This window comes from Conyzicola nivalis, from assembly GCF_040548875.1.
In the GTDB taxonomy this organism is placed as follows: domain Bacteria; phylum Actinomycetota; class Actinomycetes; order Actinomycetales; family Microbacteriaceae; genus Conyzicola; species Conyzicola nivalis_A.
Genome location: NZ_JBEPSJ010000002.1, coordinates 209,666 through 224,163, shown reverse-complemented (window position 1 = coordinate 224,163; position 14,498 = coordinate 209,666). Strand labels below are relative to the sequence as shown.

Below are 14,498 nucleotides of genomic sequence, written 5' to 3'. Positions count from 1 at the left end.
GACGACTACTACGTACCCACCGACCCGATGGACGAACTGCAGTGCGAAAGCTGCCAGTAAGGATTTGAAGTAATCATGGGAATTCTCGGAACAGGCCTGCAAGACGGCCTCCTCCTCAAACCGATCAAGTACCAGTGGGCAATGGACCTGTACGACCAGGCCGTCGCCAATACCTGGTTCCCGAACGAGATCCAGCTCGGCGAGGACATCGCCGACTTCAAGAAGATGAGCGACGAAGAGCGCCACGCGGTGACGTTCCTCATGAGCTACTTCAACCCGAACGAGCTGCTCGTCAACAAGGCCTTGGCCTTCGGCGTGTACCCCTACGTTTCGGCGGCGGAGTGCAGCATCTACCTCGCGAAGCAGATGTGGGAAGAGGCCAACCACTGCATGAGCTTCGAGTACGTGCTCGAGACCTTCCCCATCGACCGGGAGGCCGCGTACAACTCGCACGTCGACATCCCCTCGATGGCGCGCAAGGAAGAGTTCGAGATGAAGTACATCCGTCGCATGACGGAGCAGACTCTCGACATCTCGACCGTCGAGGGCAAGCAGGACTTCGTGCGCAACCTCGTGGCGTACAACGTGATCCTCGAGGGCGTCTGGTTCTACTCGGGCTTTATGGTCGCCCTGAGCTTCCGTCAGCGCAACCTCCTGCGTAACTTCGGTTCGCTCATGGACTGGGTCGTGCGCGACGAGAGCCTCCACCTCAAGTTCGGCATCAACCTCATCCTCACCGTGCTCGAGGAGAACCCCGAGGTCGGCACCGAGGAGTTCGCCGCCGAGATCAAGCAGATGATCCTCGACGCCGTGGAGATGGAGGAGGAGTACAACCGCGACCTGCTCCCCAACGGAATCCTCGGGCTCAACGCGACGTACATCAACCAGTACGTCAAGTACCTCGCCGACCGCCGCCTCGAGGAGCTCGGATTCGACGCGCACTACAACGTTTCGAACCCCGCCAAGTGGATGGCCGCCGCGAACGACACCCTGCAGCTGGTCAACTTCTTCGAGTCGACCAACACGTCGTACGAGTCGAACGCCTCCGCCACCGCGAAGGCACCGTCGCACGCGTAGCCGAAACGGCAGCAGCTGAACGGGGACCGCACCGTCGAGAGATCGACGGGGTGGTCCCCGTTTCCTGTCGGCGGCCCTGTTGTCGGTGACGGGGCTGGCCCCTAGCCTTGGGCCATGGACGCGAGACCGGTCGACGAACGCGACACGACGTGGGAGTCGTACGATCTGCCGCTGCGGGTCTTCCTCTACGAGGTTCCCGGAATGGCGACGCAGGCGTTCGACATCGACGGGGCGACGCTCCACGAGGCCACGGAGTGGGCGGCTCGCCACCAGCCGGCCGCAGGAGCATTCTCGATCGCGCTGCGCTCGACGGACGCCGGCGGCAAGCCCGGACTGATCTGGCTTGTCGGCTCCGACCTCTCCGACACCCCGCGTAGCGACATCGAGATGCGACTGCACGCCGAGCGCCTCGGCAGAGGCAGGAGTGCGTGACCATGGATGCCACCGCCGCCCTCACCGAGATCGCATTCTGGCTGGAACGCGACCTCGCCCCCGTTTTTAAGGTGCGTGCCTTCCGGTCGGCCGCTGCGACGATCGCCGAGCTCTCGCCGGACGAACTGGCGGCCCGTGCCGACGACGGCCGGCTGAAAGACACCAAGGGCATCGGCGGACGCACCTTCGAGGTCATCCGGCAGGCGATCGACGGCCAGGTGCCCGACTACCTCGCGGACCTTCGCGCGAAGGGCGCGGTGCCGCTGGCCGAGGGCGGCGAGGAGCTGCTCGCACAACTGCGCGGCGACCTGCACAGCCACAGCGAGTGGTCCGACGGAACGACGCCCATCACCGACATGGTCGCCACGGCACGCTCGCTCGGCCGCCACTACCTGGCGCTCACCGACCACTCGCCGAACCTGAAGGTGGCGAACGGGCTCACCGCCGAGCGTCTCTCCGAGCAGCTGGACGTGGTCGCCGACCTCAACGCGGCATCCGACAGCTTCACCCTGCTCGCCGGAATCGAGGTCGACATCCTCGAGGACGGCGCGCTCGACCAGACCGACGCGATGCTCGAGCGGCTCGACGTGGTGGTCGCGAGCGCGCATTCCAAACTCAAGATGGAGAGCGAGCAGATGACTGAACGGATGATCCGTGCCATCCGTCACCCGCAGTCCAACGTGCTCGGTCACGTGACGGGCCGACTCGTGCAGGGCTCTCGCGGCACCCGCGGCGAGTCGACGTTCGACGCCCGCGCGGTGTTCGAGGCCTGCGCCGAGGAGGGCGTCGCGGTGGAGATCAACTCCCGGCCCGAGCGCCGCGACCCGCCGAGCAGGCTGATCCAGCTCGCCCTCGACGCCGGATGCCTGTTCAGCATCGACACCGACGCGCACGCGCCGGGGCAGCTCGACTTTCTGCCCTACGGGGCGGCGCGGGCGGAGGCCAACGGTGTGCCGGCCGAGCGCATCGTGACGACGTGGCCGGTCGAGAAGCTCGCCGAGTGGCTGAAGGTGTAGACGCGACGGCAGGATTCGAACCTGCGAAATGACGGGTTATGAGTCCGTTCCCTTAGTCCACTTGGGCACGCCGCGATGTGGACAACGCTACGCGGGTCCGGGTCGCGAGGGTTAAGTGTGACGTTTGCTTACCCCGGATGACGCCGCCCTTCGACAGGCTCAGGGACCGGCTAGAAGCGCTCGATGATCGTCGCGTTCGCCATGCCGCCGCCCTCGCACATGACCTGCAGGCCGAGGCGGTCGCCCGACTGCTCGAGCGTGGAGAGCATGGTGGTGAGCAGGCGGGTCCCGCTCGACCCGAGGGCGTGACCCAGGGCGATCGCGCCGCCCCGCGGGTTGACCCGCGCCGGGTCGGCGCCGGTCTCCGCCTGCCAGGCCAGCGGCACGCAGGCGAACGCCTCGTTGACCTCGAACGTGTCGATGTCGCCGATCGAGAGACCGGCGCGGTCGAGCACCTTCGCGGTGGCCGGGACGACGCCCATCAGCATCTCGATCGGGTCGGAACCGGTGACGGCGAAGCTGTGGAACCGCGCCCGCGGCGTGAGTCCGAGTGCGACCGCCTTCTCCTCGCTCATGATCAGCACGGCTGAGGCACCGTCGGTCAGCGGCGACGAATTGCCCGCCGTGATCCGCCAGTCGATCTGAGGAAAGCGCGCGGCGGCATCCGCGGTGTTGAAGGCGGGCTTCAGCCCGGCGAGGGATTCGAGAGTGGTTCCGGGGCGCACCGTCTCGTCGGTCGTCGAGCCGTCGACGAAGATCACCTCACGGGTGAAATCGGCGGATGCCGCGAGCCGATGCGATCGCTCCGCGAACTCGTCGAGCGCCTCCCTGGTCAGCGACCACTTGGCCGAGATGAGCTCGGCCGACAGCCCCTGCCCGATCAGCCCCTCGGGGTAGCGAGCCTGCATCCGCGGGCCGAACGGGTCTTCGCCGAGCGTGGCGACGTTGATCGGGTGGCTGCTCATCAGCTCGACACCGCACGCGATCACGACGTCGTAGGCGCCGGCGATCACCCCCTGCGCCGCGAACGTCGCGGCCTGCTGGCTCGAGCCGCACTGCCGGTCGATCGTGGTGCCGGGCACCGTCTCGGGGAAGCCGGCGGCGAGCACCGCGTTGCGGGTGATGTTCACCGCCTGCGTGCCCACCTGGGAGAGGCAGCCGCCGATCACGTCGTCGACGAGGGCCGGATCGAGCGACGACCGGGCGACGAGGGTCTCGAGCACGTGGGCGAGCAGATCGACGGGGTGATACCCCGCGAGCTGGCCCCCCGGCTTGCCTCGACCGGAGGGAGTACGAATGGCGTCAACGATGACTGCGGTCGTCATATATCCACTGTAACCCCGCACCCCGTCGGTTGACCGGCGCTTGTGGGGCGGCGTACGGTGCGAGTGAGTCGAAAGCACGAGCCGGTCATCGCTGACAGGAGATCCAGATGAACCCCAGCACGCAGACGCTCTCCGTCGCCGCGATTCTCAAGGAGTCCGCCGACCGAACCCCCGACGCGATCGCGATCGTCGTCGGCGACGAGCAGATCAGCTACGCCGACCTGTGGCGGCAGACCCGGGAGTACGCCGGAGCGCTGCGCAGCCGCGGTGTGAAGCGTGGCGACGCCGTGGCGATGCTCGTGCCGAACGTCGCCGACTTCCCGCGCCTCTACTACGCGATCCTCAGCCTCGGCGCGGTCGTGGTGCCCGTGCACGCGCTGCTCAAGGCCGACGAGATCGAGTACGTGCTGCGCGACTCGGGCGCGACGATCCTGGTCTGCGCCGCCCCGCTGCTCGGCGAGGGCGAGTGGGGAGGGGCGCTCGCCGGGGTGCCCGTGTTCTCGGTCCTCGCGCCGGGACCGATAGAGGGGGTGCCGCAGCTCGAGGTGCTCGCCCGCGACGCCGTGCCGATCGACGGCTACGTGCCGTGCGCACCGGGCGACCCCGCCACGATCCTGTACACGAGCGGCACCACCGGGCGGCCCAAGGGAGCGATCGGCAGTCACCTTGCGCTCGTCGAGCAGACCCACACGCTGCTGCTCAACACCTTCGACCTCGGTTCGTCCGACACGATCCTCGGCTGCCTTCCGCTGTTCCACACCTTCGGCCAGACCTGCGCGCTCAACACCGCTCTGCGTACCGGCGCGAAAGTCGTGCTGCTGCCGAAGTTCAGCGGCGAGAGCGCCCTGCGCGCCCTGATCGACAGCGAGTGCACCATCATGATGGGCGTTCCGACGATGTACATAGCGCTGCTCGAAGCGGCGAAGAACACCGACGAACGCCCGAGACTGCGGTACGCGGTCTCCGGGGGCGCATCCCTGCCGCTCGCGGTCATCGAGCGTTTCAGGCAGGAATTCGGCGTCGAGATCTACGAGGGTTACGGCCTCACCGAGACGTCGCCGGTCGCGAGCTTCAACCACGTCGGACGCGAGCCCCGCGCCGGCAGTATCGGCCAGGCCATCTGGGGAGTTGACCTCGAGATCGCGAAGGCCGACGTCGACGACCACATCGAGCTGCTGCCCACCGACGAGCTCGGCGAGATCGTCATCCGCGGCCACAATCTCATGACGGGCTACCTCGGACGCCCAGAGGACACGGCGGCGGCCGTCGTCGACGGCTGGTTCCGCACCGGAGACCTCGGCACCAAGGACGCCGACGGCTACCTGTGGATCGTCGACCGCAAGAAGGACATGATCACGCGCAACGGCTACAACGTGTACCCCCGCGAGGTCGAGGAGGTTCTGAGCGGACATCCGGATGTCGCGAGCGTGGCGGTCTTCGGAGTCGCCCACGACACCCACGGCCAGGAGGTCATGGCGTGCGTCGTGCTCACCGGAGGCGCCGACACCGCGACCGACGCGCTGCTCGAGTTCGCGAAGGAGAAGCTGGCCGCCTACAAGTACCCGCGGCGCATCGAGATCGTCGAGTCGCTGCCGCTCGGACCGAGCGGCAAGGTGCTCAAGCGGGAGCTCGTCGCGACCTACGAACGGCAGGAGTCCGACGCCCGAATGTGACGCGGGATGTCGCGCGCCGTCACAGTGGGCAACAGTAATCCGGCGGCGGCGACGGTGACCTAGTGTCATCGGATGACCATTATCGGAGAGCCCACGGGGGTGCGACGCGCGACAGGCGTCGGCATCCTCTCCTCCGTGACCGACCTCATCGGAAACACCCCGATCGTCGAGTTGCACAACCTCACCTCCGGTCTGGACTGTCGCGTGCTGGTCAAGCTCGAGAGCCGCAATCCCGGCGGCTCGTCGAAGGACCGCATCGCCCTGAACCTCATCCGCACCGCGGAGGCCGACGGGTCGCTGCTGCCCGGCGCGACGATCGTGGAGTCGAGCTCGGGCAACACCGGCATCGGTCTCGCCCTCGTCGGCCAGCTGACGGGTCATCCGGTCATCATCATCCACAGCGCGTTCATCTCGAGTGAGAAGCGCGCTCTGCTCACCGCGTACGGCGCCGAGCTCGTCGAGGCCGACTGGGAGGCCGGCCCCGAGAACCCGCAGAACGCGCGGGCGATCGCCGACCGCATCGCGGCCGAGATCCCCAACGCGTGGCGTTCGTCGCAGTACGTGAACGAGGCGAACCCGCAGGCGCACTTCGCCACCACCGGCCCGGAGATCTGGGACCAGACCGCGGGCCAGGTCACCCACTTCGTCGCGGGCATCGGCACCGGCGGCACCGTCACCGGCACCGGCCGTTTTCTCAAGAGCATCAGCGACGGCAGCGTGACCGTCGTCGGCGCGAACCCGGTCGGCTCGACCTACGGGGGAGCGGAGGCCGCGACGATCATCGTCGACGGCGTCGGAACCCGCTGGCCGGAGTCGAACTGGCCGTCGATCTTCGACAAGGGCGTGACCGACGAGATCCTCACCATCCCCGACGCCGACGTGTACGAGACCGTGCGCCGGCTGGCCGTCGAGGAGTCGCTGCTGCTCGGGCCGTCGTCGGGGCTCGCCGTCGCCGCCGCGCTCGAGGTGGCGCGCACCGCGCCGGCCGGCTCGGTTATCGTGGTGATCGCGCCCGACGGGGGCGGCAACTACCTGAGCAAGGCATTCAACAACAGCTGGCTCGAGACCGCGGGTGTGAACGCCGACGGTTTCGCCGACGGATCGAGCGACTGATGGCACTGCAGCACTTCGGATGGTTCCTGGGCGCGGGATTCGGCGTGCAGGGATGGGGCGACCCGACCTACGGCATCGGCTACGACTGGAAGCAGCCGCCCGTCTACCAGGACGCGGCCCGCCTGTTCGAGGCGAGCGGCCTCGACCTGTTCATCATCGAGGACGGCGTCACCGTTCCCGACACCTACGGCGGCACCGCAGAGGTCAACCTGCGCGACGCCCGGTTCGTGCCGAAGCACGACCCGCTGCCACTCGTGCCCTACCTGCTGTCTGCGACCGAACGCCTCGGCATCGTGCCGACGCTGAGCGCGTCGTTCTACGAGCCGTTCACCGCCGCCCGCCTGCTCGCCACCCTGCAGCACTTCGCGGGCGGACGGCTCGGCTTCAACGTAGTGACGAGCGGCAGCGACATCGCCGCGCAGAACTACGGGCTCGACAAGCAGATCGAGCACGACCTGCGCTACGACCGCGCCCAGGAGTGGGTCGACGTGGTGCGGAAGCTCTGGCGCAGCTGGGAGCCCGACGCGATTCTCGAAGACACCGCCCGCGGGGTGTTCGCCGACTTCGAGAAGGTGCACACGATCGACCATAGGGGCGAGTTCTTCCAGGTGCGCGGCCCGCTCAACACGGCGCCGCTCGACTCGGAGCCGGTGATGGTGCAGGCCGGGGCATCCGGTCGTGGCCAGCAGTTCGCCGGGCAGAACTCCGACGTCATACTGCAGCTCGCGTCGACGCCCGAACGGATGTCGGCCTACCGGAATGCGATCCGCGACGTGGCGGCCGCCGCGGGGCGCAACCCCGACGACGTGAAGGTGCTCTTCGTCGTCAACCCCGTCGTCACCGCGAACGACGAGGAGACCGCCACCGTGCGCGCCCGCCGCGCCGAGCTGACGCAGGCCGCGATCGACGAGGCCCTGCAGGGGGTCTCGTACCTGTCGGGCGTCGACTTCAAGACGTTCGACCTCGACGAGCCGCTGCCGCCTCTGACCACGAACAGCAACCAGGGCACCCTCGACAACTTCGTGAAGTCGGCCCCCGCCGGATCGACCCTGCGCGAGATCCTACAGGCCAGGGCGAACAAAGACGGCCTCGCGGTCATCGGCACCGCCGAGCAGATCGCCGACCACCTCGGCGAGCTCTCCGACGCGGTCGGTGGCGACGGGTTCCTGTTCACCGGGCAGGTGCACCCCGCGCACGTGCATCGCACGCTCGACCCGCTCGTTCCCGCGCTGCGCCGCCGGGGCCTGCTACGCGACGAGCTCGGCGACGGCGGGCTCCGCGCCAACCTGACGGACTTCTAGCCGTGCCGATCCTCTCCCGTCAGGCCGTCTCTACCGCGGATGTCGTCGCCGTCGCCCGCGACAACGCCCGTGTCGGTTTCGCCTCGATTCTCGAACGAGACCTGCAGGCGTCGCGTGACGTCGTGGAGAACGTGCTGGCGGCGGGGCTTCCGGTGTACGGGCTCAATACCGAGCTCGGGGCCGGACGCAACGTCGTCGTGTCGAACGACACGCTCGAGGAGTACCAGCGGCGCACCATCCGCAACAGCGCCGGCGGCATCGGGGCGGCGCTCAGCGTCGAGCAGACGCGCGCCGTGATCTTCGCGCGGCTCGCCGGCTTCAGCCGCGGAGGAGCCGGCGTCACCGTCGCGCTCGCCGCCCAGTACCGCGAGCTGCTCAACCGCGACGTCCACCCCCTGATCCCGCGCACCGGGTCGGTGGGTGCCGCCGACCTCACCCAGCTCGCCGCGGTCGCCGCCGTCGCCACCGGCACGGGCTTCGCGTTTCTCGACGGCGCCGTCGTCGACGGCACCACCGCGCTCGCCGCCGTGGGGCTCGCGCCGATCACCCTGCAGCCGCACGAGGCCATCGCCGCGCTCAGCGCCAACAGCTACAGCATCGGCGTGGGGTCGCTCGTGCTCGCCGACCTGACCGGGCTCGCCCGTGCCGCCGACCTCACCGCGGCGCTGTCGCTCGTGGCGATCGCTGGGCACGGCGCCGGCGGCAGCCTCTCGCCGTTCGACGAGCGTGTGCAGGCCGCTCACGCGGTCGGCCCGCAGGGGGTGTCGGCGGGGCGCATCCGCTCGCTGCTCGCCTCGTCGTCGCTCTCCTCGGGGGTGGTGTCGACGCAGGACGCGATCTCGTTCCGATCGGTGCCTCAGGTTCACGGCTCGCTCGGGGTGTCGATCGCCCGGCTCGCCCAGGTGCTCGAGCTCGAGCTCAACTCGCGCACCGAGAACCCGCTCGTCGACGTCGCGTCGAATTCGATGGTGTCCGGCGGCAACTTCTTCGCCCTGGAACTGGCGCTCGCGCTCGAGAACCTGCGCGTCGTCGTGGCGCACGTCGCCGCGATGAGCGAGCGGCGCATCTCGCAGCTGTCGACCCTCGGCGCCTCGCTGCGGCGCTCGGGCGGCGCCGTCGTGCCCGGGCTGCTCTGGTACTCGGCCGCCGCCGAGCTGGCAGAGCTGCGGCACCTCGCCGGGGCGATCACGCTGTCGGGATCGTCGCTCTCGGAGGGCGTCGAAGACCACTCGTCGAACGCCGTGCTCGCGTTGCAGGCGCTCGAGAGGAGCGTGGAACTTCTCGGGTCGATCCTCGCGATCGAGGCCGCGTGCGCCGTCGAGCTGGTCGAGGTCGGCGATGCGGATGCGGGGCAGCTGCTGACGCCGGTCGTAGCGGCCGTCGGCGGGATCGTGCGCGCGGCAGAGCCGCTCGACGACCGGGTGCGTCGTGTGCTGGAGACCCTGCTCGCTACGTGACCTCGGGTGTGAGGCGCCGGGCCTCGCGGATCATCCCTCGCAGCCCGTCGACGTCGACGCCCTCGAACGACGTGAGGGTCGCCGCCGCGGTGCCGACATTGACCTTGCCGAGCCGGTCTTTCCAGAGCTGCACGAGGTGCTTGCCCTCGGAGTTCGCGTTGACATAGAGGCTGATGTGCTTCTTCTGGTCGGCGAGCCCGATCAAGAACCACTCGACGACCTCGCCGCGGGGGCGCGGCGTCGCGGTGCCGCCGTAGCCGATGATCTGCTGCTCGGTGCCGCCCCAGAAGACGCCCTCCCAGAGGACGCGTTCGAGACCCGGAAGCTCCTCGGCGATCACGGCGTCGAGGGCGCGCATCGAGTCGGCCCGCTCGCCGGTCAGCCCGGCGAGATAGTCGTCGACGTTTTTGTCGGTGCGTTCCATGGGTGTCCTCCTCTTTCGAGAAGTGTAGGGGCCCCGCTAGTCGTCGAGCTCGGGCAGGCGCTTGGTGAACGGCAGGTACCCGATCGCCTCGAGGTCGCCCGCGGTGTCGTAGAGCGGACGGTATCCGAGGCTCAGGTACAGGGCGACGGCCTCGGGCTGGCGCGCCCCCGTCGTGAGTTCGACGGTCGTGTAACCGCGGGCGGCGGCCTCGCGCTCCAGCTCGGCCATAACGACGCGGGCGAGGCCCTGCCGGCGGTGCGCGCTCGAGGTCCAGACGCGCTTGATCTCGACGGTCGACTCGTTCTCGCGCTTGAAGGCGCCGCCGGCGACAACCTCCCCGTCGCGCTCAACGAGCAGGAACGCGCCGCCCGTCTCGGGCGCGAACCGCTCGGCGGGGTAGCGGCTGAGCTCGGCCGACGAGGGGATGCCGTCGTTGAGCCCGTAGCGCTCGTCGTATTCGCGCGACAGCTCGTCGACGAGCGGCTGCGCGCGTGGGTCGTCGGAGCGCGTATAGACGAATCGAGTGCCGGTCACCCCTCGACGCTAGCTGCGTCGCGCGGGCGGTGCACGATGCGTGCAACCCGGCGTCACACGTCGGCCGCGCCGGTTCGCTCTGCGCCGGTCTCTGTGCCGGCTTTTCTGCCAAATGAAGGAGATACCCGGGGCGAGTCACACGTTGTCGCGGATCGAGGGGCCCGACGAGCGAGATCTCCTTCATTTGGCAGCAGGGGCGACGCCTGATCGGGCGCGACGGCCTCAGCCGCCGCCGAGCACCTTCGTGATGCGCTGCAGCGACACCGGCTCGGCCGTCGGGAGGTGCTGGGCGAAGAGCGAGACGCGCAGCTCCTCGAGCATCCAGCGGGCGTGACGCAGATGCTCGGGCGCGTCGGGCTGCAGCGGCAGGTCGCCGCCGGCCGAGACGTAGCGCTCGGTCGCCTGCTGCACCTCGGTCAGCCACGCGCGGTCGCGCCCGAGGTTCTCGGCGAGACGCTCGATGCGGTGCCCGAGGGCGGAGAGGTAGACGGGCAGGCGGCGCAGTTGCGTGGTGCCGGTCGCCGCGACGAAGCCGGGGTAGACCAGGTTGCCGAGCTGCTCCCGCGCGTCGGCGAGCGGGCCGAGCAGCGCCATGCTCGAGGTCTTCGAGATGAGCTTCTCGGCGGCGCGGGCCGCGAGCAGGATCGCGCTCACCTGCGCGACCGTCGTGAACATCGCGTCGACGATCGTGGCCGACACGCGGTCGCGCGCCGCCTCGAACTGCGTGCGGGTGAAGATGTCGCCGTTGCCGAGAGCATCGTCGCCGAGCACGTCGTCGATGCACGCCGCCATGCAGTCGGCGAAGAGCGCCGCGGTCGAGGCGTAGGGGCTGGTGGCGAGCGACAGCTTCTCGGCGGCGGTGAGGTGCTGCTGCACATACGCGGTCGGTGCGGGAATGGCGAGCAGAATCATCCGCCGCACCCCGGCTCTCATGGCGCGCGCCTGGTCTTCGGGCGTGCTCTGCAGCCGGATGGCGACGGTCTTCCCCTCGTCGACGAGGGACGGATAGGCGCGGATGATTCCACTGCCGTGTTTCGTGTCGAGCACTCTCGGCAGCTCGTCGAAGTCCCACGTGGTGAGGCCGCCGCGTTCGAGATCGCTCTTCGGGGTGATCGAGGCCTTCGCGACGCTCGCCCGCACCGTCGACTTGAGCTGCAGCTGCAGCGAGCTGAGCACTTTCGACGAGGCGCTGACCTTGCCGCGCTCGTCGATCGCGGCGAAGGTGACCCGAAGGTGCGCGGGCACGCGTTCGACGTCGAAGTCGGACGGGTCGACGGGGGTGTACGTCTGGCGGCGGATCTCGTCGGCAAGGAACTGGGTGAGGGAGGTTCCGGCAGCGGGCCCTTCGACAGGCTCAGGGACCGAAGCGGGCTCAGGGACCGAACTCAGCAGCTTTCTGGCCCAGTCGCCGGCGGGCACCACGTTGCGGCGGATCTCCTTAGGCAGGCTCTTGATCAGCGCGGTCACCAGCTCCTCGCGGAACCCGGGCACCTGCCAGTCGAAGCCCTCCGGCTTCAGCGACGCGAGCAGCGCGATCGGGATGTTCACGGTCACGCCGTCGTCGTCCGAGCCCGGCTCGAACCGGTAGGTGAGCGCGAGGCGCTGGTCGCCCTGGTGCCAGACGCTCGGGAAGGCGTTCTCGTCGACCGTCGCCTCCGGCTCGTCGACGAGGTTCTCGGCGGTCATGGTGAGCAAGTCGGGACGGGTGGCGCGTTCCTTCTTCCACCAGCCCTCGAAGCTCTTGGTCGAGGCGACGTCGGCGGGGATGCGCCGGTTGTAGAACTCGAAGATCGCCTCGTCGTCGAACAGGATGTCGCGACGGCGCGTGCGCTCCTCGAGCTCGGCGAGTTCCTTGCGCAGCGCGCGATTGGCGCGGTCGAAGTCCCAGTCGCGGCCCTTGAGCGTCTCGGCGACGAGGTCGCCCTCGACGAGCGCGTGCCGGATGAACAGCTCGCGCGCGTAGCCGGGGTCGATGCGGGAGAACTGCACGCGACGCTTGAGCACGATGGGCACGCCGTACAGGGTGACCCGTTCGTAGGCGACGATGGCGCCCTGCCGCTTCTCCCAGTGCGGCTCCGAGTAGGAGCGCTTGACCAGGTCGCCGGCGATCGGTTCGGCCCAGGCCGGGTCGATCGCGCCGTTGACGCGCGCGAACAGGCGCGACGTCTCGACGAGCTCGGCGCTCATGATCGCGTGGGGCTGCTTCTTGGCGAGCGCGGAGCCGGGGAAGATCACGAACCGGCTCTGGCGGGCTCCGACGTAGTCGCGCTTGGCGACATCCTTCAGCCCTATCTGGCTGAGCAGACCCGCGAGCAGCGACCGGTGGATGCCGTCGGGGTTGGTGTGCGGTTCGCCGACGTGCAGGCCGAGCTGCTTGGCGAGGCGGGTGAGCTGCTTGTAGACGTCTTCCCACTCGCGAATACGAAGGTAGTTGAGGTACTCCGAGCGGCACATCCGGCGGAACTGGTTGCCGCTGAGCTCTTTCTCCTTCGTTTTCAGGTAGTCCCAGAGTTTGAGCAGGGAGAGGAAGTCGCTCGTCGGGTCGGTGAAGCGCGCGTGCGACTGGTCGGCCTGCGGACGCTTCTCGAGCGGGCGCTCGCGCGGGTCCTGGATCGAGAGGCCGGCGACGATCGCCATGACCTCGCGCGTCGTGCCGTGCTTCTTCGACTCGATGATCATGCGCGCCAGGCGCGGGTCGATCGGCAGCTGCGAGAGCTGCTTGCCGACCTGGGTCAGGCGGGGTGTCTCGCCCGCGCCGTCGACGGCGCCGAGCTCGCGCAGCAGGTCGAGGCCGTCCTTGATGCCGCGGGAGTCGGGCGGCTGCAGGAAGGGGAAGCTCGCGATGTCGCCGAGGCCGAGCGAGATCATCTGGAGTATGACCGCCGCGAGGTTGGTGCGCAGGATCTCGGGTTCGGTGAACTCCGGGCGCTTGGTGAAGTCCTCTTCGCTGTACAGGCGGATCGCGATGCCGTCGCTCGTGCGGCCGGAGCGGCCCGAGCGCTGGTTGGCGGAGGCCTGCGAGATCGCCTCGATCGGCAGCCGCTGGATCTTCGAGCGCACGCTGTAGCGCGAGATGCGGGCGGTGCCGGCGTCGATGACGTACTTGATACCGGGCACGGTGAGGCTCGTCTCGGCGACGTTGGTGGCGAGCACGATGCGGCGGCGGGTGCCGGCCTGAGTCGACGGCTGGAAGACCTTGTGCTGGTCGGCGCTCGACAGCCGGCCGTACAGGGGCAGCACCTCCGTGTTCGGCAGGTTGCGCCCGCGGATGGCGTCTTCGGCGTCGCGGATCTCGGCCTCGCCGGAGAGGAAGACGAGAACGTCGCCGGTGCCCTCGCGGGCGAGCTCGTCGAGCGCGGCGTTGATGCCTTCGATGGGATCGCGGTCGACGGCGGGCGCGTCCGCTGGTTGAGTAGGTCGCTCCGCGACCGTATCGAAACCCTCGTCCTCGGGTCTCGATACGTCGCTGGCGCTCCTCCTCGACCGGCTGGGTTCGGCGTCGGCGACCAGCGGCCGGAACCGCACCTCGACCGGGTACGTGCGTCCGGACACCTCGATGATCGGGGCGTCGTCGAAGTGCCGCGAGAAGCTTCCCGGGTCGATCGTCGCGCTCGTGATGATGATCTTGAGGTCGGGACGCCTGGGCATCAGCTGCTTGAGGTAGCCGAGCAGGAAGTCGACGGTGAGGCTGCGCTCGTGCGCCTCGTCGATGATGATCGCGTCGTACTTCTTGAGATCGCGGTCGCGGTGGATCTGATTGAGCAGGATGCCGTCGGTCATCAGCTTGATCTTGGTGTCCGCGCCCACGCGGTCGGTGAAGCGCACCTGGTAGCCGACGAGGTCGCCGACCTCCTGGCCGAGCTCCTCGGCGATCCGCTCCGAGATCGTGCGGGCGGCGATGCGCCGGGGCTGCGTGTGCCCGATGCTCGTGTAGCCCATCGACAGCAGCATCTTCGGAATCTGGGTCGTCTTGCCCGATCCCGTCGCGCCCGCGATGATCACGACCTGGTTCTCGCTGATGGCGCGCTCGATGTCCTCCCGGCGCTGGCTCACGGGGAGGTCGGCGGGGAAGGAAATCACAAGGGGTTCGTCAGACATCGGCCCTCAATCGTACGGCCAGTGGGTCGGGCGTCGCCGACATCCGCC

At 68.8% G+C, this 14,498-nt stretch carries 11 protein-coding genes and 1 tRNA gene; 7 read left to right on the top strand and 5 right to left on the bottom strand.

Going from position 1 to position 14,498, the window contains the following annotated elements:
- Window positions 1-75: 75 nt before the first annotated feature.
- From ABIE21_RS09710 to ABIE21_RS09700, 3 genes are all read left to right on the top strand, one after another.
- Entirely contained in the window at window positions 76-1,077 is a 1,002-nt protein-coding gene (locus ABIE21_RS09710; protein ID WP_354024623.1) for a ribonucleotide-diphosphate reductase subunit beta, read from the top strand.
- Between the two features lie 114 nt (window positions 1,078-1,191).
- Complete coding sequence (locus tag ABIE21_RS09705) at window positions 1,192-1,509, top strand: hypothetical protein (protein ID WP_354024622.1); 318 nt, start codon at window positions 1,192-1,194, stop codon at window positions 1,507-1,509.
- 2 nt (window positions 1,510-1,511) lie between these two features.
- Window positions 1,512-2,525 (top strand): PHP domain-containing protein, encoded by a 1,014-nt coding sequence (locus tag ABIE21_RS09700; RefSeq protein ID WP_354025149.1) that lies wholly within the window; start codon window positions 1,512-1,514, stop codon window positions 2,523-2,525.
- On the opposite strand, the gene ABIE21_RS09695 is transcribed toward ABIE21_RS09700, so the two are convergent.
- Together ABIE21_RS09695 and ABIE21_RS09690 are read right to left on the bottom strand one after the other, a co-directional pair.
- Window positions 2,526-2,600 (bottom strand) — tRNA-Met (locus ABIE21_RS09695).
- A 95-nt stretch (window positions 2,601-2,695) separates the two neighbouring features.
- Entirely contained in the window at window positions 2,696-3,850 is a 1,155-nt protein-coding gene (locus ABIE21_RS09690) for a thiolase family protein (RefSeq protein ID WP_354024621.1), read from the bottom strand.
- A gap of 107 nt (window positions 3,851-3,957) precedes the next feature.
- On the opposite strand from ABIE21_RS09690, the gene ABIE21_RS09685 reads away from it, so the two are divergent.
- The 4 genes from ABIE21_RS09685 (at window position 3,958) to ABIE21_RS09670 (ending at window position 9,394) form a co-directional block, all read left to right on the top strand.
- Window positions 3,958-5,523 carry a long-chain-fatty-acid--CoA ligase gene (locus ABIE21_RS09685; protein WP_354024620.1) on the top strand — a complete coding sequence of 522 codons (1,566 nt, stop codon included), beginning with the start codon at window positions 3,958-3,960 and terminating at the stop codon, window positions 5,521-5,523.
- A gap of 72 nt (window positions 5,524-5,595) precedes the next feature.
- Complete coding sequence (locus ABIE21_RS09680; protein ID WP_354024619.1) at window positions 5,596-6,636, top strand: PLP-dependent cysteine synthase family protein; 1,041 nt, start codon at window positions 5,596-5,598, stop codon at window positions 6,634-6,636.
- On the top strand, window positions 6,636-7,937 hold the full coding sequence (locus ABIE21_RS09675; protein WP_354024618.1) for an NtaA/DmoA family FMN-dependent monooxygenase: 1,302 nt from the start codon (window positions 6,636-6,638) through the stop codon (window positions 7,935-7,937). Before ABIE21_RS09680 ends, ABIE21_RS09675 begins: the two co-directional genes overlap by 1 nt.
- Window positions 7,938-7,939: 2 nt before the next feature.
- Window positions 7,940-9,394, top strand: coding sequence for an aromatic amino acid lyase (locus tag ABIE21_RS09670; protein ID WP_354024617.1), 1,455 nt, complete (start codon window positions 7,940-7,942; stop codon window positions 9,392-9,394).
- On the opposite strand, the gene ABIE21_RS09665 is transcribed toward ABIE21_RS09670, so the two are convergent.
- From ABIE21_RS09665 to hrpA, 3 genes are all read right to left on the bottom strand, one after another.
- Window positions 9,387-9,818 (bottom strand): hypothetical protein, encoded by a 432-nt coding sequence (locus tag ABIE21_RS09665; RefSeq protein WP_354024616.1) that lies wholly within the window; start codon window positions 9,816-9,818, stop codon window positions 9,387-9,389. The two genes, ABIE21_RS09670 and ABIE21_RS09665, sit on opposite strands and share 8 nt — an antisense overlap.
- Before the next feature lie 36 nt (window positions 9,819-9,854).
- Window positions 9,855-10,352: a GNAT family N-acetyltransferase gene (locus ABIE21_RS09660; protein WP_354024615.1), complete on the bottom strand. Its 498-nt coding sequence runs from the start codon at window positions 10,350-10,352 to the stop codon at window positions 9,855-9,857.
- 222 nt (window positions 10,353-10,574) lie between these two features.
- Window positions 10,575-14,450: an ATP-dependent RNA helicase HrpA gene (hrpA, locus tag ABIE21_RS09655; protein WP_354024614.1), complete on the bottom strand. Its 3,876-nt coding sequence runs from the start codon at window positions 14,448-14,450 to the stop codon at window positions 10,575-10,577.
- Window positions 14,451-14,498 lie beyond the last annotated feature (48 nt).